We start from the raw sequence: 26452 nt of genomic DNA on the forward strand, positions 1-26452 counted from the left end.
CGCCGCAAGCGGGGGCGTCAGTCGGCGCTGTCGCCGATCCACGCCGCGATCATGGCCTTCGCGCTGTCGCTGTTCCATTCCGCGTCACCCATCATCCGCGCGATCTCGCGCCCTTCGGGATCGAGCAGAACGGTGACCGGCAGGCCCGCGATCCCCATCTCGCGGGCGACGGCCTGTTTCGGGTCGCGGTGAAGCGGCAGGTTGTCGACGCCGATCTCCTCGAAGAAGGCGGCCATCGCGGGCGGCGGGTTGCGGCCGGTGGCGATGGTGACGACCTCGAACGCTTCGCCTCCGAATTCGGTCTGCAACTCCGACAGCATCGGCATTTCCTTCCGGCAGGGGGCGCACCAGGTGGCCCAGAAGTTCAGAAGGACATGCTTGCCCTGAAGGTCCGCGAGGCGGCCTTCGCCGCCATCCGCCGTCTCGAAGGCGGTCGCCGGAACCGGCTTGGGGGCGGCGTGGAATGTCAGCTTCTTCATCGAGCCGTCGAGCATTGCCTGGAGCTCTGCCGGGTCATGCGCCATGGGCGCACCGCCGGCCTCCTCCCTTGTTCCGTTGCTCAGCGAAAAGAAGGCAACCGCTGCAATTGCACCGAGGGCAAGGGCCAGATAAACGAGAACGGACCGTGACATGAGATGCTCATTCCTTCTGTGACAAGGGCCTGCTGATGACCAAGAAGACCTCGAACCAGATGTGGGGCGGCCGCTTTGCGGATGGCCCCGATGCGATCATGGAGGCTATTAACGCCTCCATCGGGTTTGACAAGCGGATGGCCGCGCAGGACATCCGCGGAAGCCGTGCCCACGCCGCTATGCTGGGCGCGACCGGCATCGTCTCAGATAGCGATGCGCGCGCGATGCGGGAAGGGCTTCTCACGGTTCTGTCAGAAATCGAGGAGGGACGGTTCGAGTTCTCGACCGCGCTCGAGGACATTCACATGAACGTGGAATCGCGCCTCAAGGAGATCATCGGGGAACCCGCTGGGCGGCTCCACACGGGGCGGTCGCGCAACGACCAGGTGGCGACCGATTTCCGGCTCTGGGTCCGCGATCAGTTCGACGCGGTGGAAGAGGCGCTCATCAGTCTCATCCGTGCCTTCCTCGCGCAGGCCGAGGCCGGGGCCGAATGGGTCATGCCGGGCTTCACCCATCTTCAGACCGCGCAGCCCGTCACTTGGGGGCATCACATGATGGCCTATGTCGAGATGATGGGCCGCGACCTCAGTCGCGTGCGCGACGGGCGGGCGCGCATGAACGAATGCCCGCTCGGGACCGCCGCGCTGGCCGGCACGTCCTTTCCCATCGACCGCGAGATGACGGCGCGCGAGCTTGGTTTCGACCGGCCCTGCGCCAACTCGCTCGACGCGGTGAGCGACCGGGATTTCGCGCTGGAATTCCTGAGCGTGGCCTCGATCTGTGCCATGCACCTCAGCCGCCTTGCCGAAGAGCTTGTCATCTGGTCGTCGGCACAGTTCCGGTTCGTCGCGCTGAGCGACAGGTTCTCGACCGGCTCGTCGATCATGCCGCAAAAGAAGAACCCCGACGCGGCCGAGCTTATCCGCGCCAAGATCGGGCGCATCTTCGGGGCGAACGTGGCGCTGATGACGGTGATGAAGGGCCTTCCGCTGGCCTATTCCAAGGACATGCAGGAGGACAAGGAGCAGGTGTTCGACGCTGCCGACAACCTCATGCTGGCGCTTGCCGCGATGGACGGGATGGTGCGCGACATGACGGCAAATCGCGAGGCGCTCGAGGCCGCCGCGGGGGCCGGTTTCTCGACCGCGACGGATCTTGCAGACTGGCTTGTGCGGGTGCTGAACATGCCCTTCCGCGAGGCGCATCACGTGACCGGCACCCTCGTCGCCAAGGCCGAGGCGAAGGGCGTCGATCTGCCCGATCTGAGCCTCGAGGACATGCAATCGGTGCATTCCGACATCACCGGTGATATCTTTGAGGTGCTTGGCGTGCACAATTCGGTCGCGTCCCGCACCAGCTATGGCGGAACCGCGCCCGAGCAGGTGCGCGCGCAGGTGGCGCGGTGGAAGGAGTCATTGGGATGAGAGCATTCGGCTGGATCGCGGCGGCCACGTTCCTCGCGGGATGCGGGGCGGACGGCGATCCCGAATATCCGCGCGAGCGGATGCCGCCCAGCACGACGGTCGAGACCACGGTGGGCGTGGGCAACAGCGGCGTGCATAGCGGCACCCGTGTCACGACACGCAGCGGACCCTTCGTGTTCGGCGTGGGCATCGGCCTGTGAAATGGCTCTTCCTGGCCCTTGCAGTCTGGGGCGCGGTGCATCCGATGTGGTATTTCCTGACATGGTTCGAGGCCAATGGCTATGACCTGGGCGCCATGGTCGATGCGTGGCATGCCAACAGCGCCACGAGCGGGTTGGTCTGGGATCTGACCATCGCGGCGACGGCCTTGACGATTTGGGTGGTGTGGGAAAGCGCCACTCGCCGCGACTGGTTGCGCCTGCTGGCTGTCCCGGCCACGTTCTGCATCGGGGTCAGCTGCGGGTTGCCGCTTTATCTTTACCTGCGGATGCGCCAGCGTTAGGCGCGAGGACAGGTAGTTTCACCGGAAAGATGCAAGGCCTTGGTGGCCGGATGCCGAGGGGGCGGGATGGATCATTTTCTCTATCGTGACGGGCGGCTTCATGCCGAGGAGGTGCCCGTCTCGGACATCGCCGCGGAGGTGGGCACGCCCTTCTACGTCTACTCCACGGCGACGCTCACCCGGCACTTCCGCCTGTTCGACGAGGCGCTGGAGGGTGTCGATCACCTTGTCTGCTATGCCATGAAGGCGGCTAGCAACCAGGCCATCCTCAAGACGCTGGCGGGGCTCGGGGCGGGGATGGACGTGGTCTCGGGCGGTGAGTATGCCCGCGCGCGCGCCGCCGGTGTGCCGGGCGATCGCATCGTCTTTTCCGGTGTGGGCAAGACCCGTGACGAGATGCGCATGGCGCTCGAAGGCGGCATCCGGCAGTTCAACGTGGAAAGCGAGCCCGAGATGCGGGCGCTGGACGAGGTGGCGCGCGGGCTGGGGGTGCGCGCGCCGATCACCGTGCGGGTCAACCCGGACGTGGACGCGAAGACCCATGCGAAGATCGCGACCGGAAAATCCGAGAACAAGTTCGGCATCCCGATTTCCCGCGCACGCGAGGTCTATGCGCAGGCGGCCCGGCTCGAGGGGCTCGAGGTCGTGGGGATCGACGTCCATATCGGCAGCCAGATCACCGAGCTCGAGCCATACAGGCAGGCCTACGAGAAGGTGGCCGACCTGACCCGCGTGCTGCGCGCCGACGGGCACGACATCCGCCGCCTCGATCTCGGGGGCGGGCTCGGCATCCCTTACGAGCGGTCCAATTCGGCACCGCCCTTGCCGGTGGAATACGGCCGGCTCGTCAGGGAGACACTGGGCGACCTGGGCTGCGAGATCGAGATCGAGCCGGGGCGGCTCATCGCCGGGAACGCGGGCATCCTGGTGTCGCGCGTGATCTACGTGAAGTCCGGGGAGGGGCGCGATTTTCTCATTCTCGATGCCGCGATGAACGACCTGATCCGGCCCGCCATGTATGACGCCTGGCACGATATCGTGCCCGTGATCGAGCCCGCGCCGGGGCAGGAGCCACGGCCCTATGACGTGGTTGGGCCGGTCTGTGAAACCGGCGACACCTTCGCCAAGGGGCGCATGATGCCCGAGCTTGCCGAGGGCGACCTGGTCGCATTCCGCAGCGCCGGGGCCTACGGCGCGGTGATGGCGAGCGAATACAACACCCGCCCGCTGATCCCCGAGGTCCTGGTCCATGAGCATCAATTCGCCGTCATCCGGGCACGCCCGAGCTTTGACGATATGATAAATCGCGATACCATTCCCGAATGGCTGTGACGCGGGTGTCGCGTCGCGCCGACAGTTGCGAGGACACATGACCGCGCGTCCAGACCTGCCACCTGCCGTATTGCGCCGCCTGCGTTGGCCGCTTGGCCTGACGTGGTGCGGCCTGTTGGCCGAGCGCGTGGCGCGGGCGTTCTGGCCGGCGTGGACCGTTCTGGCGCTGGCGCTGGGGGCCCTGATGATGGGCGCGCACGAGGCCGGTCCGCTTGAGGTGGTCTGGGGCGCGTTGATCCTCGCGATCGTGGCCTTCGCGGTGTTCGTGGCCCTCGGGGTCCGAAAGTTCCGCTGGCCGCGTCGCGCGGATGCGATGGCGCGGATGGATGCGGTGATGCCCGGCAGACCGCTGGCCGCGCTTGCGGATTCGCAGGCGGTGGGCCGGGGGGATGCGGCCTCGGAGGCGCTTTGGCAGCGCCACCAGGAGCGGATGGCCGCGCGCGCGGCAGAGACCCGCGCGGTGGAGCCCGACCTGCGCCTGTCGCGGCAGGATCCCTACGGGCTGCGCTACATCGCGCTCCTGGTGCTCATGACCTCGCTCCTCTTCGGGTCGGTCCTTCGGATGGGGACCGTGGGCGATCTCGCGCAGGGCGACGGCGCGCTTGTCCAGGGTCCCGCCTGGGAGGGCTGGATCGAGCCGCCGGCCTATACCGGGTTGCCGAGCCTCTACCTCGCCGACCAGAAGGGCACGATCACGGCGCCCGAGGGCAGCCGCGTCACCATCCGCTTCTACGGCGAGGTCGGCGCGCTCAGCCTGTCGGAGACCGTGTCGGGCCGAACCGAGAACGTGGGCGCCGCGACCGATCCCGAACAGAGCTTCACTCTCGCTCAGAATGGTGAACTTCGGGTTAACGGCCCGGGTGAAGCCGCATGGGACGTGACGGTCGTGCCCGACCGCGCCCCCGAGATCGCCTTCTCCGAGGAGGGTGAGACCACCTCCTTCGACGGGCAGATGAGCCAGCCCTTCGAGGTGCGCGACGATTACGGCGTGACCGGCGGGCAGGCGGTGATCGCGCTTGATCTCGACGCGGTGGATCGGAGTTACGGTCTCTCGGCCGATCCCGAGCCGCGCGAGCCCATCGTGCTGGACCTGCCGTTGCCGATCACCGGCGACCGCGCGGAGTTTGCCGAGACGCTTGTCGATAACCTTTCGGAACATCCGTGGGCGCATCTGCCCGTGACCGTGACGCTCGAGGCGGAGGACGCCGTGGGGCAGACCGGCGAGAGCGCCGCGAGGGAGATCCGCCTGCCCGCGCGGCAATTCTTCGATCCCCTGGCCTCGGCCATCATCGAGATGCGGCGCGACCTGCTCTGGACGCGCGACAACGCGACGAGGGTGGCGCAGATCCTGAGGGCCATCTCGTATCGGCCCGATGACACCACGTTCCGGCCCCGCAACACCTATCTGCGGCTTCGGTTCATCCTGCGGCGGCTCGAGACCTCGCTCGAGAACGATGCGCTGACGCCCGAGATTCGCGATGAACTGGCGCAGGCGATGTGGGACCTGGCCGTGCTGATCGAGGATGGCGATATCGGTGACGCGCTCGAGCGGATGCGGCAGGCGCAGGAGCGCCTGAGCGAGGCGATGCGCAAGGGCGCGACCGATGAGGAGGTCGCGCGCCTCATGCAGGAATTGCGCGAGGCGACCGAGGATTACCTGCGCCAGAAGATGCAGCAGGCGCAGCGCGAGAACGGCGCCGATCAGCCGCAGCAGAATGGCGAGCGGATGGAGCTGAGCCAGCAGGATCTTCAGGACATGATGGACCGCATCCAGGAGCTGATGGAGCAGGGCCGGATGGCCGAGGCGCAACGCGCGCTCGAGGAGTTCCAGCAGCTCATGGAGAACCTCCAGGTGACGCAGGGCCAGCAGGGCGAAGGCGGCTCGGAGGGTGAGCAGGCGATGGAAGGGCTGGCCGACACGCTGCGCGAGCAGCAGGGTCTTTCGGACCAGGCATTCCGCGATCTCCAGGAGCAGTTCAACCCCGGTGCGAATGCCGGCCAATCGCGCCAGAACGAAGGGTCGAGCGGTGGCGAGGGCCGTGGCGAGAGCCACGAGGGGCAGGGCGGACGCGGTGGCGGAAGCGGCGTCGAACAGGGTGACGGGAGCCGCCCGCAAGCCGGGGAGGGACAGGGCGACGGCACGCTGGCAGAACGCCAGGAGGCGCTTCGCCGCGAACTCGAACGGCAGCGTGGCAACCTTCCGGGTGTCGGAGGCGAGGCCGGAGAGGCCGCGAGGGATGCGCTCGACCGGGCCGGCGAGGCGATGAGGGGCGCGGAAGACGCCTTGCGCAACAACGACTTGTCGGAGGCGATAGACCAGCAGTCGCAGGCCATGGACGCGCTGCGCGAGGGGATGCGCAACCTGGGCGAGGCGCTGGCCGAGAACCGCAGCCAGACGCCCGGAGGACAGGGCCAGGCACAGGGCCGCGAGGGCGGTCAGCAGTCAGATCCGCTGGGCCGGTCGCCGGGACAGGGACGGCACGCGGGCACGCAGGAAAACCTGCTTCAGGGGGAGGACGTCTATCGCCGGGCGCGGGAGCTTCTGGACGAGATCCGCCGCCGTTCGGGCGAGGGAGAGCGGCCGGAGGTGGAGCGGGATTACCTGCGGCGCCTGCTCGACCGGTTCTGAAATCCATCAAGGGTTAACGGAGCGCACCCCACGTCGGTATCGTGTCGGTGTCGCGTCGGCATCGTGTCGGTTTTACCTGATTCGACAGATGTGTTGACGCTGCGCGCGGTCCTTCGCCCGAAACCGGCCGTCGCCTCGCGTTCCGCGCAAAGGTTAACGGGGCGGACCCCACGTCGGTGCGGCGTCGGTATCCACGTCGGTATCATGTCGGTGGAGGGTGAGTCGGACAGATCGTGACCGATGCGCGCGGTCACGACTCGTAGCGCTTGGCCAGGTCCTCTTCGTCGCCCATCGACGCGAGGCGGATTTCGCGGACGAGCCGAACGGTCGGCTTCAGGCAGAAGAAGGCGGAGCCCACGATGAAGAGCCAGATCGCGGGCGTTTCGTAATCCTGCCAGAGGAACAGGATCGAGCCCACGAGAAAGCTGATCGCCGCGAGGAAGGCGATGACCGTGTCGGCGATCTCGAACGCGGCATAGAGGCGTTGGGATTTCTCGGACCGGGTGCGGTTGGAGAGATGGAAAAGCATGTGACCCCCTGCGGCTGTCCCGCCGGGGTTATAGCATCAACCTGTCGGCCTGGCGCAACAGGGCGCGGCGCGAGCGCAGGTAGCCCGGGGCGGGGTCGAGGCTCGCGCGGTGAAAGGCGTGTTCGCGAAGGACGGTGGCGAGCGTGAGCGCAAGTTCGGCCTCGCGTGCGGGAACGGGCTTGGGCAGGGGCCCCTGCCGGTAGCGCGCCACCTTGACCAGCGCGGCGGCGTAGAGCGCGCGGAGCGCCTCGTCGTCAAGCTCGCGCGTCAGATTCGACAGGGCGCGGCGGCGGCGGTGGTCCTTGGTGACGTAGAGCGCGACGGCCAAGCCGCAGAGAGCGAGCGGCAGCCATAGCCGCGCGCCGAACATGGCCGCCGTGAAGACCCAGTAACTCAGCGGGAGAGGCCGCCATGCAGGGTCGGCACGTCGAGGGCCGAGAACCCGTAGTGACGCAGCCAGCGCAGATCGCTGTCGAAGAAGGCGCGCAGGTCGGGGATGCCGTATTTCAGCATCGCGATGCGGTCGATCCCCATGCCGAAGGCGAAACCCTGCCATTCGTCGGGGTCGACATTGCCCGAGCGGAGCACGTGGGGATGGACCATGCCGCTCCCGAGAATTTCCAGCCAGTCGTCGCCTTCGCCCACCTTGAGCGTGCCGCCCTCCCACGAGCAGCGGATGTCGACCTCGGCCGAGGGTTCGGTGAAGGGAAAGTGCGACGCGCGGAAGCGCAGTTCGACGTCATCGACCTCGAAGAACGCCTTGACGAATTCCTCGAGCACCCATTTCAGGTTGGCCATCGAGATGTCGCGGTCGATGGCGAGCCCCTCGATCTGGTGGAACATGGGCGTGTGCGTCTGGTCGTAATCGGCGCGATAGACGCGGCCCGGCGCGATCACGCGGATGGGGGCGCCGTGATCCTGCATCGCGCGGATCTGAACGGGTGAGGTGTGGGTGCGCAGAACGTGCGGCGGACGGTCGTCGCCCTCGGCGCGGTGGATGTAGAACGTGTCCATCTCGGCCCGCGCCGGGTGGTGGCCGGGAATGTTGAGCGCGTCGAAATTGTACCAGTCGCTTTCGATCTGCGGGCCTTCGGCGACCGAGAAGCCCATGTCGGCGAAGATCGCCGTGACCTCTTCGGTGACCTGGCTGATGGGATGGATCGTGCCGGTGCGGCGGGGCCGCGAGGGCAGTGTCACGTCGAGCCATTCGGCGCGCAGCCGCTCGTCGAGCGCGGCATCGGCGAGCGCCTGGCGTTTCGCCACCAGCGCAGAATTGATCTCGTCCTTGAGCGCGTTGAGCTTCGGTCCCGCGACCTGCCGCTCCTCGGGGGTCATGCGGCCCAGCTCGCGCATGGCGAGGCTCACTTCGCCCTTCTTGCCCACGGCCTCGACGCGCAGCGCCTCGAGCGTCGCCTCGTCCGAGGCGTCGGCGATGCGGGCGAGATACTTGTCGCGAAGGTCGTCCATGGCGGGGCCTTTCCAATGGGTGGTCGGCCAACCTGCTAATGGCAGGAGGGGGGGAATGCAAGATTTGCCGGGTCGCGGTTGGCAGAGGTGGAAAACGGGGTGTTGGAGCCGCAGAGAGGGCGCGGCGTCAGTCGAAGACCTGGCCGAAGGTCTGGCGCAGGGCCATGTCGACGTCCTCCATCGTGACGGGCAGGCCGAGATCGACGAGGCTCGTGACGCCGTGGCCGGTGATGCCGCAGGGCACGATGCCGCTGAAGTGGTCGAGATCGGGCTCCACGTTGATCGAGATGCCGTGGAAGCTCACCCATTTGCGCAGGCGGATGCCGATGGCCGCGATCTTGTCCTCGCGCGGGGTGCCGTCGGGAAGGGGCGGCTTCTCGGGGCGCGTGACCCAGACGCCGACGCGCCCGCAGCGGATTTCGCCGGTGACGTTGAAGCGGTCGAGCGTGGCGATGACCCAGTGCTCGAGCTGCTCGACGAAATGGCGCACGTCGCGCCCGCGCTGAGCCACGTCGAGCATCACGTAGACCACGCGCTGACCGGGGCCGTGATAGGTGTATTGGCCGCCCCGCTTGGTGACGTGGACCGGGAAGCGGTCGGGATCGGTCAGGTCGGCCGGCTTGGCCGAGGTGCCTGCGGTGTAGAGCGGCGGATGTTCGACGAGCCAGATGCATTCGCGCGCCTCGCCCCGCGCGATCGCCTCGGCGCGGGCCTCCATGAAGGCCGTCGCCTCGTCATAGCCGGTCAGGCCGGGGGTGGTGATCCATTCGGGCATGGCTGAGGTTCCGTGATCCGTCCGTCCCGTCATATCGCATCGCGCGACGAATTCCAGACCGGCGCGGGAAACCGGCATTTTTGCTCTTTTCATCGCGCGCGCGCTGTCCTATACGCGCCCCACCATTCCAGTGCGGTCGTGGCGGAATTGGTAGACGCGCAGCGTTGAGGTCGCTGTGGGGTAACACCCGTGGAAGTTCGAGTCTTCTCGACCGCACCATTCGCTTCCCTGTGACGCAGGGAACGGCAGCCGGAAATGGCACCGGCCCCCCTTTTTCCGAAGGATGCAACCCGCCCCGCCTTGCGCGGCGCACCCCGCCCGTGGCGTGACCGGAACACCTTGGCCGCCTTTCCTGTTGATCGCGCATGATGTGTGAGAAGAGAGGAGAGAACACCATGGGCAACAGCGATCTGGACAAGCTCGAAACAAAGGACCGGCAACCGGGGCTGGAACACCGGATGGAGCCCGAGCCGGACTACATGCCGCGCTACCCGGGGTCCGGGCGGCTGAAAGGTCGGACGGCGATCGTCACGGGTGGTGATTCGGGGATCGGGCGGGCGACCGCGATCCTCTTCGCGCGGGAAGGGGCGAACGTGGCGGTCGTCTATCTCGACGAGGACCAGGATGCGGAGCACACGCGCGAGAAGATCGAGGCGGAGGGTGCGAAGGCGCTTCTGCTGAGGGGCGACGTGGGCGAGAAGGCCTTTTGCGCCGAGGTCGTGGAGAAGACCCGTGCCGAGTTCGGCGGGCTTGACGTCGTGGTCGCGAACGCGGGCGAGCAGCACGCGCGCAAGGACGTGACCGAGATCTCCGAAGAGCAGCTTTTCTGCACGTTCCGCACGAATCTCGGGGGGCAGTTCTTCCTGATCCAGGAGGCGTTGCCGCATCTGTCGCGCGGTGCGTCGATCATCTGCACCACCTCCGTCACGGCATATCGGGGGCAGGATCTGCTGGTCGATTACGCGTCGAGCAAGGGGGCGATCCTGTCGATGGTGCGAGCATTGTCGTCGAAGCTCGCCCCGGAGGGTATCCGGGTCAACGGCGTGGCGCCGGGGCCGATCTGGACGCCGCTCATTCCGGCGTCGTTTCCGCCCGACAAGGTGGAGGATTTCGGCAAGTCGTCGCCGCTGGGCCGGCCCGGCCAGCCGAACGAGGTGGCGCCGGCGTATCTTTTCCTCGCCTGCGAGGATGGCTCATATTTCACTGGGCAGGTGCTTCATCCGAACGGGGGCGACCTGGTCGGTGGATAGGCGTCGCGGCGGGGCGCGTGGCGGTCACGCGCCCTGTCTGGTGGCGGTGTCGCCGTCACGGGGCGCCGCATCGTCCGTGGCGTCATCGGTGACGATCTCGGCGTCCTCGATGTCGGGGCCGGCGGCGGGCGCATCCTCGCCCCGATCCTCGGCGCGCTTGTCCTCGAGCGAGCCGACGATGAGGGGCAGCATCTCGACCCCGGTGGCCATGGAGACCTCGGAGGCAGGCGGGGTCTTCCACGAAAGCGTGTCGACCGACGCGCAGTTTTCGCAGGCCGGGGCCCAGTCGGCATGGATGTGCTGGCAGTTGTCACAGATCCATTTGGGTCCGCGCGGGGCCGAGAGGGCGCGGGCAAGCCAGCCCTTGACCACCGCGTCGCTCGCGCCTTCGCCGCGCTCGATGGCGGCCATGATGGTGAGCGCGCGGGCGTCGGCCTCGCTCTCGGCGAGATCACCCAGGGCGCGGCGGGCCGCGGGGAAATCCTCGGCGGCGATGCGCAGCTCGGCCTCGACGAGCTTGGCCTCGCGGTTGTCGGGGGTCAGGCGGAAGAGCTTGACGAAGCGCTTGAGACGGGCGTCGGGCGTCTCGTCGGGTTCGATGGCGGCGAAGGTCGCGGCGAGGTCGGGATGGGGCTGTGCCTCCCAGGCCTTGGTGATCACGCGCGCGGCATAGCGTTTCTTGCCCTGGTCGATATAGGCGCGCGCGGCCATGACGGCGGCGGGCACCAGGTGGGGCGAGAGGCGGTTGGCCTCGATCGCGGCCTCGCGGGCCTCGATGGTCTTGCCTTCCTCGGCGATGTCGCGCGCCTCGGCAAGGGCCAGCACCGCGTCGCGGCGGCGGTGCACGTCGCGGGGCAGGGTGCCGTGCTTGAGCTTGGCGCCCAGGGTCGCGCGCGCCTCGTGCCAGTTGCCTTCGCGCGTCTGGAGCCGCAGGAGCGTGTCCTGCACTTCCTCGTGCGCGGGCTTCATGCCGAACGCCTTCTCGGCGAGCTTGAGCGCGGTATCGGTGTCGCCCTCGGCAAGTTTCTGGTGCAGGAGGCCGCGGACGCCCACGAAACGTGTCTTGTCATTGGCGAGAAGGCGCTTGTAGCTCGCCTCGGCGGTGGCGCGGTCGCCTGTCATCTCGGCGGCCTGCGCGGTGATGAGCGTGGTGAGCTCGGGCTTGCGGAGATACTTCTCGGCCTTCTGCGCGCGGGCCATGGCCACCTTCCCCTCGCCCGACGCGAGCGCCATCATCCCCTCGGTCAGCGCGCGATAGCCCTTTTCCTGGCGGTTGCGGTCGAACCAGCGCGAGATCGCGGTTTCGTCGCCGTTGATGAAATGCAGGATCGCGATGAGCAGCGACGCGAGCTTGAGCAGCACCCAGAGCGCCACGATCAGCAGGAGGAGCGCGACCACGGCCTTGAGCGGCGTGAGGTTCACCTCGTAGCCCGCCATGACGATGCGAACGCCGCCCTCGAGGTTGAGAAGATACATCGCGCCGAAACTGGCCGCCACGATGAGGGCCAGGAAAACGACGATCTTGAGCACGGACCAGATCATGAATGCGCCCTTTCGGCGTTAGTTGAGTTGGGCGCCGACGGATGCGGCGGCGTTGATGGCCTCGAGCCGGGTGGTGGCGTCGCTCATCCAGGCGGAAAGCTCGGCGCGCGGCGCTTCGGGAAGCGACTCCAGTTCGGCGAGCGCGTCACCGAGACGGCCCTCGCGGAGCGCGGCCTCGGCGCGCGAGAGGATCGCGTCGGGATCGGAGCCCTCGCGCGGTTCGAGCGAGCGGACGCCCAGTTGCGAGGACAGGAAACCGGAGAAGCCGGACGCCTGGCCTTCGCCCAGGCCCTCCCTTCGGGCGGTGGCGAGCGCGGCACGGGCGGCGTCGGGGAAGGAGGTCTGAAGCGCGGCAAGGGTCGGCACGCCGGTCTCGGCCACGCGGGACAGCGCGTCGGGGATGTCCTGTCCGGCGTCGCGCAGATCGGAGAGCGCGGCCTCGAACGGTGTGCCGGTGTCGAGCGCGGTTTCGACGCGGGTGAGCGCCGCGCGGCGGAGCGTGGCCTCGGCGGCGGCCTGCGCGGCCTCTTCCTGGCGCGCGGCCTCGGCCATGAGCGCGTCAAGCTGCCGGGCCTGTTCGTCGAGGCGGTCGCGCAGGGCCGCGACGTCCTGCGAGGAAGGACCGGAGGCGGTGCCGTCGCCCGTCGGGCGGGATTCGAGTTCCGCGAGACGGGTCTCGATCTCGTCCATGCGCGCGCCCATCCGGTCGAGCCCGTCGGAGAGATCCGATACGGCGCCTTCAAGGGGGGCGAGATCGACGGTTGCGTCGGGAGAGGCGGTTTCGGCGCCCGAGACCTGTTCGGCGAGCGCGGCGATCCGCGACGATTGCTCCTCGATGCGGGTTTCCAGGGCGGCGACGCTTTCGCCGTTGTCGGCGCGGGTCAGAAGGCCGGTTTCGGGGAGCAGGATATAGGCGGCCACGGCACCGATGCAGGCCGCGAGGAGGCCGCCGAGAACGAAGCCGCCGAACCCCGTACCGGCGCTTTCGGCGGGCGGAGGCGAAGCGGAGGCGGCGGCGGGCCTGTCGCGCTCCGGCGCGGCCGGGGTCGCGGTGGTGTCTTCGTCGCGCGGTGTCCGGGGGCCGTCCGCCTCGCCCGCATCCGCCGTGGCGGGCGCGTATGTCAGGGGCCGGGTGTCGGTTTCGCCCTTCTTGGGAAGGCCCGAATCGCCCGAGCCGACCGGGGCGTCGGCGTGGCCCGATCCGGGCGCGGCCGATGCGGTCGTTTCCTTGGCCTCGGGCGGGGTGGTGTCGCCGGCGGTTTCGATCTCGGCCTCGGGCGTGTCGCTGCCCTTGGGTTCGTTCGGTTCGGGATTGGCGGATTTGGCCGCCTTGGGGGAAAGCTCGGCCTCGGTCGCGGTCGTCTTGCGCGTCGTCTTGGTTTTCTTCGCGGCCACGGATTTTCCCCATTCCTGTCATTCGGACCCGGCCACCTTATCCGGGCGGCATGTCCCCCTCAACCCGCTTAGCAACGTCCCAGGCGCGGGGAAGTTCCGCCAGAAGGGCCGCCGCGTCGGGCCGCGCGGCCACGATCATCGTGGCGTTCTGCGTCTCGGGACAGGTCGCCGCGACCGCGTCGCTGAGCGCCACCACGACGAGGGGCGTCGCATGGGGGCCTTGCGCGAAGAAGAGCCGCCCGGTGCGTGGCGAGAAGAGCGGCACGACGACCGGGCCGGACCGGGCCAGGAGCGCGCGGGCCTCGGCGGTGAGGGGCTGCGCCGGCTGGGTGTAGACCACGGCTTCGGCGCAGGGGATGCCCGCCTCCGCGAGGTGGCGGGCGACATGGGCGGCCACGTGCTCGCCCCGGAGGTGGAGAAGCGGACCGGGGGGCGGATCGGCGAGGAGGCGGGGCAGGAGCGTTGCCGCGTCGGGAGCCATGAGGCGGACCTCGAGCCCCGCCTCGCGCGCGAGATCGGCAAGGCGCGGGCCCACGACGACCGCCGACATGCCGGGGGGCGCGGCGTGAAGCGCGTGGCGTGACGTGAGGATGAGGGTCGCCGCATCGCCCGGATCGGGGGCCGCGCACGGCTCGATCGCCAGGAGCGGCGAGATGACGACGGGCGCGGCGCAGCCCAGAACGCCGCGCGCCTGGTCGGCGAAACGCAGCGCGTCCTCTTCGGGGCGGGTGATGAGCAGGGTCGGTGACAAGGGCTGTGCGCCCCCCGAGCGCGGTTGTTTGCGGCCTCGCCCGGTGTTACCTCGCAGGAACAGTTTCCGCAACGGGCGGCCCATGCGCGACACCCTGACCCTTCTCGGCATCGAAAGCAGCTGTGACGACACGGCGGCGGCGGTGGTGCGCGTGGCGCCCGGTGGCGGCGATCCCCGCATCCTGAGTTCGGTCGTGATGGGGCAGGCGGCGCTGCATGACGCGTTCGGGGGCGTGGTCCCCGAGATCGCGGCGCGCGCCCATGCCGAGAAGCTCGACCTTGCAGTGCGCGAGGCGTTGGATCGGGCGGAGGTCGGGCTTTCCGATCTGGACGCGGTGGCCGTGACCGCGGGGCCGGGCCTGATCGGCGGCGTCATGTCGGGCGTCATGTGCGCAAAGGGGATCGCGGCGGGCGCGGGCCTGCCGCTGGTGGGCGTGAACCATCTTGCGGGGCACGCGCTGACGCCGAGGCTGACGGACGGGGTGGCCTATCCCTATCTCATGCTGCTCGTGTCGGGCGGGCACTGCCAGTTCCTGCTGGTGCGCGGGCCGCAGGATTTCGCGCGGCTGGGCGGCACGATCGACGACGCCCCCGGCGAGGCGTTCGACAAGGTGGCGCGCCTTCTGGCGCTGCCGCAGCCCGGCGGGCCGTCGGTCGAGGCGGAGGCGGCGACGGGTGACGCGGCGCGCTTCGCGCTGCCCCGGCCGCTGCTGGACCGGGAAGGGTGCGACCTGTCCTTCTCGGGGCTCAAGACCGCCGTGCTCAGGGCGCGGGACGGCGTGATGCGCGACGGCACGCTGGGGCGGCTGGCGCGGGCGGACCTCTGCGCGGGGTTCCAGGCGGCGGTCTGCGACGTGCTGGGCGAGAAGACGCGGCGGGCGTTGGAGATATACCTCGCGGAGGGCCCGGAGGTGCCGACGCTGGCCGTGGCGGGGGGCGTGGCGGCCAATCGCGCCATCCGTGCGCGCCTGATGGAGGTGGCCGAGGCGGCGGGTGCCGCTTTCGTGGCGCCGCCGCTCGCGCTTTGCACCGACAACGCGGCGATGATCGCCTATGCGGGGGCGGAGCTTTACCTTGCCGGGCAGCGCGACGGCATGGATTTGGGCGCGCGGCCACGCTGGCCGCTCGACAAGGCGAGCCCGGCGATGCTGGGGTCGGGCAGGAAGGGAGCGAAGGCATGATCGGCGTGATGGGAGCGGGGGCGTTCGGCACCGCGTTGGCGGTGTCCTTCGCCCGGTCGGGCGACGTGGTGCTGTATGCGCGCGACGCGGAGCAGGTGCGCGAGATGCGCGAGACGCGGACGAACGAAACGCGCCTGCCGGGCGTGACCCTGCCCGAGGCGCTGGAGGTCACGGACGACCTGGCGCGGCTTGGCGGGTGCGCCGCCGTGCTGCTGTCGGTGCCGACGCAGAAGCTGCGCGGGGCGCTGGAAGGCGCGCGGCACGTGCTGGCGGGAAAGCCGCTGGTCGCGTGTTGCAAGGGCGTGGAGCGCGACACGCAGGCCAGCCCCACGCGGATCATCGCCGAGACGGTGCCCGACGCGACGCCTGCCGTCCTGACCGGGCCGAGCTTTGCCGCCGATATCGCGCGGGGGCTGCCCACGGCGCTGACGCTGGCGTGTGCGGACGAGGTGGCGGCGGAAGGCTTGCAGGAACTTCTGCGCGCGCCGCACCTGCGGCTCTACCGCACAGGCGACGTGACGGGGGCCGAGCTTGGCGGGGCGCTCAAGAACGTGATCGCGATCGCCTGCGGCGCCGCGATAGGCGCGGGGCTGGGCGAGAGCGCGCGGGCCGCGCTCATGACGCGCGGCTATGCCGAGATGGCGCGCATGGCCGAGGCGCTGGGGGCCGAGGCCGAGACGCTGGCGGGGCTGTCGGGGTTCGGCGACCTGGCGCTCACCTGCATGTCCGAGCAGTCGCGCAACCTGCGCTACGGCCTGAGCCTCGGCCGTGAAGAGGCGTTCGAGGCAGGGGTCACGGTCGAGGGCGCGGCGACGGCGCGCGCGGTGCAGGACCGGGCGCGCGGCCTTGGGATCGAGATGCCGATCACCGATGCGGTGGTGGCACTTGTCGCCGGCGAATTGCGCGTGCGCGAGGCGATGGATATGCTGCTCGCGCGGCCACTCAAGGAGGAATGATGCTGATCGCTCTCATTGCCCGCGACAAGCCGGGCGCGCTGCAGACCCGCAAGGATACGCGCGATGCGCATGTCGCTTACCTGAAATCCGGGGACACGGTCAGGCAGGCCGGCCCGCTTCTGGACGCGGCGGGCGAGATGTGCGGCTCGCTCGTGGTGCTGGAGGTCGAGGACATGGCCGCCGCCGAAGCCTGGGCCGAGGCCGACCCCTATGCGAGGGCGGGGCTTTTCGAGAGCGTCGAGTTGATCGAATGGAACAAGGTGATCTGATCATGCGCTATTGGCTGTTCAAGTCCGAGCCGTCGGAATGGAGCTGGGACGACCAGGTCGCGAAGGGCGACGAGGGCGAGGAATGGGACGGTGTGCGCAACTACCAGGCACGCAATTTCATGCGCGAGATGGAGATCGGCGACCGGGGGTTCTTCTATCACAGCCAGACCGAGAAGGCCGTGGTGGGGATCGTCGAGATCAGCGCCGAGGCGCATCCCGACAGCACCACAGATGACGACCGCTGGGAATGCGTGGATGTCCGCGCGGTGAAGCCGCTGAAGCGTTCCGTGACGCTCGACATGGTGAAGGACGAGCCGTGTCTTTCGGAGATGATGCTTGTCAGGAACCCGCGCCTCTCGGTGCAGCCTGTGACCGAGGAGGAGTGGCGCATCGTCTGCGAGATGGGTGGCGTCGATCCCTGAGCCCGCGCGCAGACACGAGCCGCGCATCAGAACGGGGGACCGCCCGTGATGGATGGCCCCCCGTTTCCCCACGTGCTCCCTACGCACCACACGTGTAACTCTGGAAAAATTCAAGGATCGGCCATCCTGGTCCGATATCGGAATACATACCGCAAAACTTCGGTCTCGGCAAAGGCCAAGTCCTTAGAATACGGTTCAAATTCGCGATGGCTGCACGGTGTGTGATCCGATGGGCGGGTCATGGCGTATGACGATTCAAATGTCGCAATCGGGCGCCCGAAGGGTTATGTAAGGCGCTGCACCGGCCCGAGGGACCATGTGATGAATGTCCACAAAAGCAAGATCGACGCCATGACGGATCGTGAGGACGCGCGCGAGGCGCTGGCGCGGCTGAGGCGCTGGGCGGTATCGGCGACGCCGGAAGAGATCGCCGACCTGGACCCCGCCATCGCGCGGCTTCTGCCCGGTGGGGAGCTGTCGAACTATCCGGCGCTTTCGCGGGAGTATCCCGAGGATTTCGAGGCCGACGCGGCCTATCGCGCGACGATGCCCGACCTTCAGAACGGGCCGCAATCCCTCATCCGGGGGGCGCGGGCGCAGCTTCAGCATGTGGGCATTTCCAATTTCCGCCTGCCGATACGGTTTCACACGCGCGACAATGGCGACCTGACGCTTCAGACGTCGGTGACGGGGACGGTGAGCCTCGAGGCCGAGAAGAAGGGCATCAACATGTCGCGCATCATGCGCAGTTTCTACAAGCACGCGGAAAAGACGTTCAGCTTCGAGGTGATCGAGGCGGCGCTTGACGACTATATCGCCGACCTCGACAGCATCGACGCGCGCATCCAGATGCGGTTTTCCTATCCGATGAAGATACGCTCGCTCCGCTCGGGGCTGGAGGGGTATCAGTATTACGACATCGCGCTGGAGCTGGTCGAGACAGGCGGCGTGCGGCGCAAGTTCATGCATCTCGACTATGTCTATTCCTCGACCTGTCCGTGCTCGCTCGAGCTGAGCGAACATGCGCGGCAGGCGCGCGGGCAGCTGGCGACGCCGCATTCGCAGCGGTCGGTCGCGCGTATCTCGGTCGAGGTGACATGTGATGATTGCGTCTGGTTCGAGGACCTGATCGAGCTTGCGCGCGGGGCGGTGCCGACCGAGACGCAGGTGATGGTGAAGCGCGAGGACGAACAGGCCTTTGCCGAGTTGAACGCGGCGAACCCGATCTTCGTCGAGGACGCCGCGCGGCTTTTCTGCGAGGCGCTTCTGGCGGATGAGCGCATCGGCGATTTCCGCGTGATCGCGAGCCACCAGGAGAGCCTGCACAGCCATGACGCGGTGAGCATCCTGACCGAGGGTCCGACTTTCGCGGCCGAGAGCATCGACCCGAAGCTCTTCAACACCCTGTTCCACGTGGGCTGACCGGACAGGACGCACGGGAAGGCCCGGACCGATGGGTCCGGGCCTCGTGATGTGCGGGACCTCGGCGATCAGTTGTTGGCGATCGCCGCACCGCTGGTGATCAGGCTCGGGACGAGCTGTTGCACGACGCGATTCCAACGCGTGATCGGCTGTTCGGCGATGAAGATCACGTCATTCGGCCGAAGCTCGAACTTCGTCGCGAGGATGAGGTTGGCGGCCTGGCGGTAGTTGAGATTGTAAGCCGTGATCCGGCTCGATCCCTCCTCGCCGCGCAGGACGTAGACCTGCGTCGGGTTCGCCTCCCGGTTGGAAGAGCCGCCCTCGGAGAAGAGCGCGTCGGCGAGCGAGGCTGTCTGGCCGAAGGGCAGGGCGAAGCGGCTGGGCTTGTTCACCTCGCCGGCGAGATAGACGTAATCGCGGTCGACGGCGTCAAGCTCGAGCCGGGTGGCGAAGTTGGTCCGTTCCTCCTCAAGCGCGGCGCGGCGCAGGTTCATCGCGCTGTTCATCTCGTTGAGGGCCTGCACGCGGGCGTCCTGCCTGAACTGCGCGAGCGTGATCTGCTCGGTGAAATAGGCCTGCGCATTGTCGAGATCGAACTCGGTATCGACGAAGATCGAGTCGCCGGCCGCGAGGCGGGTCTTCTGGACCTGCGGGCGCTTGAAATACTCGGTGAGCGGCACCTCGTAGAGGGTGCCGTCGCGGTAGAGGCGGATGCTGGCGTAGTCCTCGTCATCCGTGGCGATGCCACCGGCGGCGGCGAGCGCCTCCTCGAGGGTGAGCGAGGTGAGGGTGATCGGCACCACCGCCGGGTTGCCGACGGCGCCGCCCACGGTCACGCGCTTGGAGTTGAATTCGGCGATCTCGATCGAGAAGGACGGGTCGATCTGGTTCTCGATGAGCTTCTCGAAGACCCGCGCCTCGGCTTCCTCGAGGGTGAGCCCGGCGAGGTTGATGCGGCCCACGTCGGGCACCGCGATGGCGCCATCGTCCTGCACCGTGTACCCCTGCCGGCTGTTCTGGGCCTTGAGCAGGCCGGAGAGCTCCTCGACCGTGCTGCCGGTCTGGGGTGTGCTGAGCAGGATCACGTCTCCGACACCGATGGTATAGGGCTGCTGCGGCGCGTCCGGGGGCAGGCGCATCGGCAGCGACGAGGGCTTGACCTGACGGTCGACGGCGGGATCTGGGGTGGCGCCCACGCCGCGCAGGCTTCCGGCGCCGCCCGCGTTGCGGAAGAAGGCCGCGGGCACGGTCTTGGGGCTGTAGCTTGACCGGTTGGCGGCCGCGACGGAGGCGGCGTCCATCTCGATGACCTGCACGTTGGGATCGTTCGCGCGCACGTCGGGGCTGATATAGGCGACCCCGCAGCCGCTGAGAAGGAATGCCAATGCCGCGAAGATCGTCTTGTTCATGGTCTGCCCCGCCAAAGTTGTCCCGATGTCTGGTGCCAGAGTTACGATCCCGAGTTCAAGACCCCGCCGGTCCGTAACGCCGGCGGACGGGATTTTTTGTCACAACCGGAGGGATCGGACGCTCAATCTTTCCGCGAGAAGTCGGGGGCGCGGCCCGCCATGTTCGCGGCGATGACCTCGAGTTGATCGGGCTGGCCGATGAGATCGGTCTGGGCGCGGCTTTCGGCCAGCAGGATTTCGGCGGTGGACAGGCCGGATTGCGCCTCGGTGATTAGCCGCTTGGCCGCGCGGATGGCCGAGGGGCTGCGGCCCGCGATCTCGGTTGCGAGCGCCCGGGACGCGGCGAGGGGGTCGGCTGCGATCTCGGTCACGAGGCCCCAGCGTTCGGCCTGGTCCGCGGGGATACGCGCGGCGGTGTAGGTCAGCCGGCGGATCACGTCATCGCGCGCCAGCCGTGGCACGAGGGCCATGCCGCCCATGTCGGGGACGAGGCCCCATTTCATCTCCATGATCGCAAGCTCGGTGTCGGGCGCCGCGATGCGGATGTCGGCCCCGAGGGCCAACTGGAACCCCGCACCGAAGACCGCGCCATGCAGGGAGGCGATCACCGGGACGGGCAGGCGGGTCCAGACGAGCGCGACCTCCTGGAAGAGGTTCGCATCCCCATGGGTGCGCGGCATGACGAGCGATTCGGGGTCGCCCGCGGCGAGCGCGCCGAAGCTCATCACGTCGAGCCCCGCGCAGAAGGACGCGCCCTCGCCCGAGAGCACCACGGCGCGGATGTCGTCGGCCGCGAGCAGGGCCTGGCCCGCCTCGACGATGGCGTGGGCCATGTCGGGATCGACGGCATTGCGCTTCTCCGGGCGGCTCAGGCGAACGTGGGCGATGTGATCGGTGATCTCGGTCGTGACACGGGGCATGGGCGGTTTCCTGTGGTGTGATGCGCGCAGTCTAGCCGATTTGCGCGCGGTGCGAAGCGCGGTGGCGGCGCCGGGACGCCGCGTCATCGGGCGGAGTGCCGGATCGCGCGCGGCGGCACGATCGAGGTTCTTGCGCCCGGCCGGGCACTGTCGTTTAGTGCCTGCATGAGTGAAGATCTGCCTCGCCACGCCCGCCTCACCCGCCTTGTCGCGGGCCTTCCGCCCACGGTGCCCTTCGTGGGGCCGGAGGTGCAGGAGCGCGAACGCGGCGCCCCGTTCAAGGCGCGGATCGGGGCCAATGAAAGCGTGTTCGGCCCGTCGCCGAGGGCGGTGAAGGCGCTGCGCGAGGCAGCGGCGGAGATCTGGAAATACGGCGATTCGACGAGCCACGATCTGCGCCATGCCCTGGCGCGCGAGATGGGGGTCGAGGCCGGGAACATCGTCGTGGGCGAGGGGATCGACGGGCTTCTGGGCTATCTCGTGCGGATGATGATCGAGCCGGGCGACGCGGTCGTCACCTCGGACGGTGCCTATCCGACGTTCAACTACCACGTGGCGGGATATGCCGGCCGGCTCGAGAAGGTGGCCTATCGCGACGACCGAGAAGACCTGCCTGCCCTGATCGGGCGGGCGCGGGAGGTTGGGGCCAAGCTTCTCTACTTCGCGAATCCCGACAACCCGATGGGCACCTGGTGGCGCGGCGCAGAGGTGGCCGGGATGCTGGACGAGTTGCCGCGGGGCTGCCTTCTGGTGCTCGACGAAGCCTATATCGAGTTCGCGCCCGAGGGCACCGCCGTGCCGGTCGAGGCCGGCGATCCCCGCGTGATCCGTCTGCGCACCTTCTCGAAGGCGCACGGGATGGCAGGCGCGCGCGTGGGCTATGCGGTGGGCGAACGCGCGCTGATCGCGCAGTTCGAGAAGATACGGAACCATTTCGGGATGAACCGGGCCGCGCAGGCGGGTGCGCTGGCCGCGCTGGAGGACGGCGACTGGCTTGGCCATGTCCGGGCGCGCGTGGCGGAGGCCCGCGACGAGATCGCGCGGATCGCCGCGGAGAACGGGCTGAGCGCCATTCCGTCGGCCACGAATTTCGTGGCGGTGGATTGCGGGGGCGACGGCGCGCTTGCGCGGCGTGTCCTTACCGGTCTCGTCGCGCGGGGGGTGTTCGTACGGATGCCCTTCGTCGCGCCGGCAGACAGGTGCATCCGCGTGAGTTGCGGCACCGAGCGTGACCTGGCTGCCCTCGCCGAGGCGCTGCCCGGCGCGCTGCGGGAGGCGCGGCAGGGCTAATCGGGCTAGGGTGGGACCCCATGCGACACGGACCGTTGGACAAGGCCCCGAACTATACCGGCGCGGCGCTCGTGATGGGGCTCGTCAACCTGTTGTGGGTGTTCTTCGTGGTCTGGGCCGTCTTCGGGTTCTGGGCGACGGTCGCGCTGGGCATCGGGTTGGACCGGGCGATCGCGTGGCTGGGGCGGCGCGGGTGAGGACCATGCAATCTCGGGGCGCGGTCCGGGACGTGCCGCGGCGGATCAGGCCCGTTTGCCGATAACCTCGGCCGCCGCCGAAAGCCCGCCGTCGCCGCGCGGGACGTCCAGCGCCACGAGTCCCGCCTCCATCACGCCGAGCGCGCCCATGAGCATATGCGCGTTGACATGGCCCATGTGGCCCAGCCGGAAATGGGCGCCCGCGTTGGGGCTTCCGGGTTCGGCCATGCCGAGACCGACGCCGAGGGTGACGCCCGCCATGTCCTCGGTCCAGCGGCGCAGCCTGTCGCCGTCCGGCGCGGGCAGCGAGATGGACGTGACCGCGTGGCTGCGATGGGCCGGGTCGGCGATGTTGAGACGCATGACGCCATCGCCCGCGCCCCATGCCTCGACCGCGGCCCAGACGGCGCGGGCGAGCGTTTCGTGGCGCGCCCAGACGTTCTCGATCCCCTCGTCCATGATGAGATCGAGCGCCGCGCGCAGACCGTGCAGGAGATGCGTGGGCGCGGTTCCGGCGAAAAGCTGGTAGAAGCCTTCGGGATCGGCGCGCGGCGTCCAATCCCAATAGCTGCTGACGCGATCGAGACGGGCACGCGCCGCGATGGCCTTGTCGCCGAACCAGACGAACCCCAGGCCCGGCGTCATCATCAGCCCTTTCTGCGAGGCCGCGACGGCGAGGTCGACGCCCCATTCGTCCATCTCGAACCGGTCGCAGGCCATGGAGGCGATGCAGTCCGCCATGAGAAGCGCCGGATGCCCTGTTGCGTCGAGCGCCGCGCGGAGGCCGGCCATGTCGCTGCGTGCGGATGAGGACGTGTCGGTATGGGTGGCGAGCACCGCCTTGATGCGGTGCTCCTTGTCGGCGCGCAGCCGGTCCTCGAAGAGGTCGAGATCGACGGGCGAGGCCATGCCGAAATCGAGGCGGTCCACGGAGAGCCCGCGCTTCTCGGCCATGTCGGCCCAGCCCACGCCGAAGCGCCCGGTGACGAGCGAGAGGATCGTGTCGCCCGGCGCCAGCACGTTGGCGAGCGCGGCCTCCCACGTGCCATGCCCGTTCGAGATGTAGATCGCGACCTTGCCGGAGGTGCGCGCGATGGCGCGCAGGTCCGGGATCAGGCTCCAGGTCATGTCGATCAGGTCGCCCTCGTAGATGTTGGGCGAGGCGCGGTGCATCGCGCGCAGCACCGCGTCGGGAACGACCGTGGGGCCGGGTATGGCGAGGTAGCTGCGTCCGTGGGAAAGTGTCATGGTCCGGCCTTCGTGCTCGATGTCGCGGCCACTCTACGCAGGCCCGGAGCGGCGTCAATCGTCCCCGCGCCTTGTCAGCCCGAAGCGCAGGGCCTACATGGGGGCGTCGCCGCGGGGGCGGCGGGCAAGTGGAAGCCGGCGCATGAAATTCTTCAAGCGGATAGCCGATTGGGAGCGCGACCTGCGCGCGCGCTACAACACCGACCTGAGCACCCCGGAGAACCGCCGCCGCGCCAATATCTACAACCTGTGGTTCGATCACGCGATCCTGCGCACCATCTGGACCAATTTCCACCAGGTCGCACCGGGCGTGTGGCGTTCGAACCATCCCACGCATCGGCGGTTCGAGAAGATGAAGGCGATGGGTATCCGCACGGTCCTCAACCTGCGGGGCGCTGCAGGCGCGGCGCATTACCTCGTCGAGGAGGAGAGCTGCGCCGAGCTCGGTCTCGAGCTTGTCAACGTGACGCTCCACGCGCGTTATGCCGCGCCGAAGGAGGACATTTTGCACCTGCTCGAAGTGTTCCGCGAGATCGAGAAGCCCTTCGTCATGCATTGCAAGTCGGGCGCCGACCGCGCGGGTTTTGCCTCGGCCATCTGGCTCCTGGTGATGGAGGGGCGGCCGGTGAGCGAGGCGCGCAAGATGCTGGGGCTCAGGTATATCCACATCCGCCAGTCGCGGACGGGGATCCTCGATCACATTCTCGACGTCTACGGGGCGCGGCAGGCCGAGACGGGCATCGGATTCGAGGACTGGATCCGCGAGGAATACGACCGCGACGCGTTGCAGCGGGAGTTCGAGGAGACGTATCGGCCGCGCTTCTGACCTCGTGACGGCACGGGGTCAGCGGATGATGATCTCGTCCGAGCGCATGAGACCCAGAACGCTGCGCGCCTGTTCGTCGAGAAGATCGAGGTCGAGATAGGTGTCCGAGAGCCGCTTCGTCAGGTTCTCCATCCGTGCCACCTGCGATTCGAGCGCGTCGAGCCGCTCCTTCAGGAGCCGCGATTCGGCCTCGATCTCGGCGCGGCGGAAAAGCCCGAAATCGCCCTGGATCGCGGCGAACGCGAAGTAAAGCCCCAGCCCGAAGGCCACGGTGAAATAGACAAGCACGCCCATCGCGGGCTTTCTGCTGCGGATGCTCACGGCTCTGCCTTCTCGTTTCGCGCCTCTTGCCGGGCGCCGGGGGCGAGAGTTGCACAAGCCGCGGGCGTTGTGAATCCCCTTTCCAATCCGGTGAGGCGACCTGTAGCATTTGGGCCAGACGAGAGAGGCGAGAGATGACGCAGTTTCCGGGGCACGATTTCACCGACACGCACGAGATCACGAACCAACCCGCCCCGAGGGGCGACCGCGACCTGTGGTCGGGCGACGCGGCGCTGCGGGATCATGCCGGCGGGGCGGGCGCGGACGGCGATCACCTGGCGCAATACGGGCTCGACATGGGACGGGCCGACATGGTCGAGGCCGGACGGCGGGCGCGGGAAACGCCGCCCGAGGCGGTGCTCTTCGACGCGGGCGGGCGGCGGCTCGACGAGGTGCGGTTCCACCCGGCCTATCACCGCCTGATGGAGGCGGGGATCGGCGCGGGCTATGCCGCGATCCCGTGGGAGGGCCAGCCGGGCGGCCACGCGACCCATGCCGCGATGGTCTATCTCACCAGCCAGATCGAGCCGGGCGTGTGTTGTCCGATGACCATGACCTATGCGGCGGTGCCAGCACTCCGCGCCGACACGGGCCTGCTTCGGCAATGGGTGCCGAAGCTCACGGCGCGGGTCTATGACGGATCGGTCCGCCCGCTCGCGCGCAAGCCGGGCGCGACGATGGGCATGGCGATGACCGAGAAGCAGGGCGGCTCGGACGTGCGGGCCAACACCACGCGGGCGGTGCGCGACGGCGATCTCTACCGGCTGCGGGGGCACAAGTGGTTCTGCTCGGCGCCGATGTCCGACGGGTTCCTGATGCTCGCGCAGGCGCCCGAGGGGCTGACCTGTTTCCTCGTGCCGCGCTGGCGCGAGGAGGGACGGAACACGATCCACATCCAGCGCCTCAAGGACAAGCTCGGCAACAAGGCCAATGCCTCGGCCGAGATCGAACTGGCCGATGCCTACGCGCATCGCCTCGGTGACGAGGGGGCGGGGGTGCGCACGATCATCGAGATGGTGCATCACACGCGGCTCGACACCGCGATGGCGCCCGCGGGCCTGATGCGCGCGGCGCTCGATCACGCGCATCACTGGGCGGCGCATCGCACCGTTTTCCAGAAGCAGCTCATCGACCAGCCGCTGATGCGCTCGGTGCTGGCCGATCTCGCGCTTGACTGGGAGGGGGCGCTGGCGTTGGGCCTGCATGTGGCGGCGGCCTTCGATCGCGACGACGACGCGAGCCGCGCCTTCGCGCGCCTCGCCGTGGCACTGGCGAAATATCTCAACAACAAGCTGTGTCCGCCGCTGGTCTACGAGGCGATGGAGGCCCTGGGCGGCATGGGCTACGTCGAGGATACCGATCTGCCGATGCTCTATCGCGAAGCGCCGCTCAACTCGATCTGGGAAGGATCGGGCAATGTCATCTGCCTCGACATCCTGCGCACGCTGCGCAAGACGCCGCTGGCGGGGGAGGTGCTGAGCGCCGAACTGGGCGAGGCGATGGGCCAGTCGCGCCAGTTCGACGCGGCGCTTCGGGCGCATATGGCGCGGTTTCCCAAGCTGCCCGACGAGGCCGAGGCGCGTTGGTACGTGGAGAGCCTCGCCTCGCTGCTGACGGCGGCGGTGCTGATGCGCAGGGCGCCCGTGGCGGTCGGGGATGCCTACGTGGCGACGCGCCTGCACGGGGAGCGGGGCCGCACGGCGGGGGCGGTCGGCGGCATCGACACGGACGCGATCCTGGCGCGGCTTTCGGGGTGACGGG

General features: G+C 68.6%; 27 protein-coding genes and 1 tRNA gene. 16 read left to right on the forward strand and 12 right to left on the reverse strand.

Annotated elements, in window-relative coordinates; genetic code table 11:
* Positions 1 to 17: 17 nt before the first annotated feature.
* Positions 18 to 632, reverse strand: coding sequence for a TlpA disulfide reductase family protein (locus K1T73_RS02945; RefSeq protein WP_220602503.1), 615 nt, complete (start codon positions 630 to 632; stop codon positions 18 to 20).
* Positions 633 to 667: 35 nt separating this feature from the next.
* Here K1T73_RS02945 and argH point away from each other — a divergent pair, with 35 nt between their 5' ends.
* The 5 genes from argH to K1T73_RS02970 all read left to right on the forward strand — a co-directional run bounded on the left by argH (position 668) and on the right by K1T73_RS02970 (position 6522).
* The gene (argH, locus tag K1T73_RS02950) at positions 668 to 2059 is read left to right on the forward strand and encodes an argininosuccinate lyase (RefSeq protein ID WP_220602504.1); all 1392 of its coding nucleotides are present in this window, start codon (positions 668 to 670) and stop codon (positions 2057 to 2059) included.
* Positions 2056 to 2259 carry a hypothetical protein gene (locus K1T73_RS02955; protein ID WP_220602505.1) on the forward strand — a complete coding sequence of 68 codons (204 nt, stop codon included), beginning with the start codon at positions 2056 to 2058 and terminating at the stop codon, positions 2257 to 2259. Before argH ends, K1T73_RS02955 begins: the two co-directional genes overlap by 4 nt.
* Entirely contained in the window at positions 2256 to 2561 is a 306-nt protein-coding gene (locus tag K1T73_RS02960) for a DUF2834 domain-containing protein (protein ID WP_220602506.1), read from the forward strand. Before K1T73_RS02955 ends, K1T73_RS02960 begins: the two co-directional genes overlap by 4 nt.
* Positions 2562 to 2627: 66 nt before the next feature.
* A complete protein-coding gene (gene lysA / locus K1T73_RS02965; RefSeq protein ID WP_220602507.1) occupies positions 2628 to 3893 on the forward strand; it encodes a diaminopimelate decarboxylase in 1266 nt (421 codons plus the stop codon).
* A gap of 37 nt (positions 3894 to 3930) precedes the next feature.
* Complete coding sequence (locus K1T73_RS02970) at positions 3931 to 6522, forward strand: TIGR02302 family protein (RefSeq protein WP_220602508.1); 2592 nt, start codon at positions 3931 to 3933, stop codon at positions 6520 to 6522.
* A gap of 250 nt (positions 6523 to 6772) precedes the next feature.
* Here the strand turns inward: K1T73_RS02970 and K1T73_RS02975 are convergent, their stop codons facing one another.
* The 4 genes from K1T73_RS02975 to lipB form a co-directional block, all read right to left on the reverse strand.
* Positions 6773 to 7051, reverse strand: a complete 279-nt coding sequence (locus K1T73_RS02975) for a YrhK family protein (protein WP_220602509.1) — start codon at positions 7049 to 7051, stop codon at positions 6773 to 6775.
* Between the two features lie 28 nt (positions 7052 to 7079).
* Positions 7080 to 7421, reverse strand: coding sequence for a hypothetical protein (locus tag K1T73_RS02980; RefSeq protein ID WP_220602510.1), 342 nt, complete (start codon positions 7419 to 7421; stop codon positions 7080 to 7082).
* 23 nt (positions 7422 to 7444) lie between these two features.
* The gene (gene pheS / locus K1T73_RS02985; protein ID WP_220602511.1) at positions 7445 to 8518 is read right to left on the reverse strand and encodes a phenylalanine--tRNA ligase subunit alpha; all 1074 of its coding nucleotides are present in this window, start codon (positions 8516 to 8518) and stop codon (positions 7445 to 7447) included.
* Positions 8519 to 8645: 127 nt separating this feature from the next.
* The gene (gene lipB, locus K1T73_RS02990; RefSeq protein WP_220602512.1) at positions 8646 to 9293 is read right to left on the reverse strand and encodes a lipoyl(octanoyl) transferase LipB; all 648 of its coding nucleotides are present in this window, start codon (positions 9291 to 9293) and stop codon (positions 8646 to 8648) included.
* 132 nt (positions 9294 to 9425) lie between these two features.
* On the opposite strand from lipB, the gene K1T73_RS02995 reads away from it, so the two are divergent.
* Both K1T73_RS02995 and K1T73_RS03000 read left to right on the forward strand, forming a co-directional pair.
* Positions 9426 to 9512 (forward strand) — tRNA-Leu (locus K1T73_RS02995).
* Between the two features lie 176 nt (positions 9513 to 9688).
* Entirely contained in the window at positions 9689 to 10543 is an 855-nt protein-coding gene (locus K1T73_RS03000; protein ID WP_220602513.1) for an SDR family oxidoreductase, read from the forward strand.
* 24 nt (positions 10544 to 10567) lie between these two features.
* On the opposite strand, the gene K1T73_RS03005 is transcribed toward K1T73_RS03000, so the two are convergent.
* From K1T73_RS03005 to K1T73_RS03015, 3 genes are read right to left on the reverse strand one after another with little or no spacing between them, the layout of a single operon-like run.
* Positions 10568 to 12085, reverse strand: a complete 1518-nt coding sequence (locus K1T73_RS03005; protein WP_220602514.1) for a heme biosynthesis protein HemY — start codon at positions 12083 to 12085, stop codon at positions 10568 to 10570.
* Between the two features lie 18 nt (positions 12086 to 12103).
* Positions 12104 to 13480, reverse strand: coding sequence for a COG4223 family protein (locus K1T73_RS03010; RefSeq protein WP_220602515.1), 1377 nt, complete (start codon positions 13478 to 13480; stop codon positions 12104 to 12106).
* A gap of 37 nt (positions 13481 to 13517) precedes the next feature.
* A complete protein-coding gene (locus tag K1T73_RS03015; RefSeq protein ID WP_220602516.1) occupies positions 13518 to 14231 on the reverse strand; it encodes a uroporphyrinogen-III synthase in 714 nt (237 codons plus the stop codon).
* Between the two features lie 82 nt (positions 14232 to 14313).
* On the opposite strand from K1T73_RS03015, the gene tsaD reads away from it, so the two are divergent.
* The 5 genes from tsaD to folE2 all read left to right on the forward strand — a co-directional run bounded on the left by tsaD (position 14314) and on the right by folE2 (position 18480).
* Complete coding sequence (gene tsaD / locus K1T73_RS03020) at positions 14314 to 15411, forward strand: tRNA (adenosine(37)-N6)-threonylcarbamoyltransferase complex transferase subunit TsaD (RefSeq protein WP_220602517.1); 1098 nt, start codon at positions 14314 to 14316, stop codon at positions 15409 to 15411.
* Entirely contained in the window at positions 15408 to 16367 is a 960-nt protein-coding gene (locus K1T73_RS03025) for an NAD(P)H-dependent glycerol-3-phosphate dehydrogenase (RefSeq protein WP_220602518.1), read from the forward strand. The genes tsaD and K1T73_RS03025 overlap by 4 nt, the downstream gene beginning before the upstream one ends.
* Positions 16367 to 16636, forward strand: coding sequence for a YciI family protein (locus tag K1T73_RS03030; protein ID WP_220602519.1), 270 nt, complete (start codon positions 16367 to 16369; stop codon positions 16634 to 16636). The genes K1T73_RS03025 and K1T73_RS03030 overlap by 1 nt, the downstream gene beginning before the upstream one ends.
* A 2-nt stretch (positions 16637 to 16638) precedes the next feature.
* Complete coding sequence (locus tag K1T73_RS03035; protein ID WP_220602520.1) at positions 16639 to 17058, forward strand: EVE domain-containing protein; 420 nt, start codon at positions 16639 to 16641, stop codon at positions 17056 to 17058.
* Between the two features lie 321 nt (positions 17059 to 17379).
* On the forward strand, positions 17380 to 18480 hold the full coding sequence (gene folE2, locus K1T73_RS03040) for a GTP cyclohydrolase FolE2 (protein ID WP_220602521.1): 1101 nt from the start codon (positions 17380 to 17382) through the stop codon (positions 18478 to 18480).
* Positions 18481 to 18548: 68 nt separating this feature from the next.
* Here the strand turns inward: folE2 and K1T73_RS03045 are convergent, their stop codons facing one another.
* Together K1T73_RS03045 and K1T73_RS03050 are read right to left on the reverse strand one after the other, a co-directional pair.
* Complete coding sequence (locus tag K1T73_RS03045) at positions 18549 to 19889, reverse strand: polysaccharide biosynthesis/export family protein (protein WP_220602522.1); 1341 nt, start codon at positions 19887 to 19889, stop codon at positions 18549 to 18551.
* 122 nt (positions 19890 to 20011) lie between these two features.
* Complete coding sequence (locus tag K1T73_RS03050) at positions 20012 to 20809, reverse strand: crotonase/enoyl-CoA hydratase family protein (RefSeq protein ID WP_220602523.1); 798 nt, start codon at positions 20807 to 20809, stop codon at positions 20012 to 20014.
* Positions 20810 to 20974: 165 nt separating this feature from the next.
* Here K1T73_RS03050 and K1T73_RS03055 point away from each other — a divergent pair, with 165 nt between their 5' ends.
* Positions 20975 to 22099, forward strand: coding sequence for a pyridoxal phosphate-dependent aminotransferase (locus K1T73_RS03055; protein ID WP_220602524.1), 1125 nt, complete (start codon positions 20975 to 20977; stop codon positions 22097 to 22099).
* 20 nt (positions 22100 to 22119) lie between these two features.
* The gene (locus K1T73_RS03060; RefSeq protein ID WP_220602525.1) at positions 22120 to 22296 is read left to right on the forward strand and encodes a hypothetical protein; all 177 of its coding nucleotides are present in this window, start codon (positions 22120 to 22122) and stop codon (positions 22294 to 22296) included.
* A 45-nt stretch (positions 22297 to 22341) separates the two neighbouring features.
* Here K1T73_RS03060 and K1T73_RS03065 read toward each other — a convergent pair whose 3' ends face one another.
* Positions 22342 to 23544, reverse strand: a complete 1203-nt coding sequence (locus tag K1T73_RS03065) for an alanine--glyoxylate aminotransferase family protein (protein ID WP_220602526.1) — start codon at positions 23542 to 23544, stop codon at positions 22342 to 22344.
* Between the two features lie 142 nt (positions 23545 to 23686).
* On the opposite strand from K1T73_RS03065, the gene K1T73_RS03070 reads away from it, so the two are divergent.
* Positions 23687 to 24370, forward strand: a complete 684-nt coding sequence (locus K1T73_RS03070) for a fused DSP-PTPase phosphatase/NAD kinase-like protein (RefSeq protein ID WP_220602527.1) — start codon at positions 23687 to 23689, stop codon at positions 24368 to 24370.
* A gap of 18 nt (positions 24371 to 24388) precedes the next feature.
* Here the strand turns inward: K1T73_RS03070 and K1T73_RS03075 are convergent, their stop codons facing one another.
* A complete protein-coding gene (locus tag K1T73_RS03075; RefSeq protein ID WP_220603592.1) occupies positions 24389 to 24664 on the reverse strand; it encodes a septum formation initiator family protein in 276 nt (91 codons plus the stop codon).
* 161 nt (positions 24665 to 24825) lie between these two features.
* Between K1T73_RS03075 and K1T73_RS03080 the strand changes: the two genes are divergently transcribed.
* Positions 24826 to 26448 carry an acyl-CoA dehydrogenase family protein gene (locus tag K1T73_RS03080; RefSeq protein WP_220602528.1) on the forward strand — a complete coding sequence of 541 codons (1623 nt, stop codon included), beginning with the start codon at positions 24826 to 24828 and terminating at the stop codon, positions 26446 to 26448.
* The last annotated feature ends 4 nt before the right edge of the window (positions 26449 to 26452 follow it).

Origin of the sequence: Roseovarius sp. SCSIO 43702 (assembly GCF_019599045.1) — a bacterium.
Lineage (GTDB): Bacteria > Pseudomonadota > Alphaproteobacteria > Rhodobacterales > Rhodobacteraceae > Roseovarius.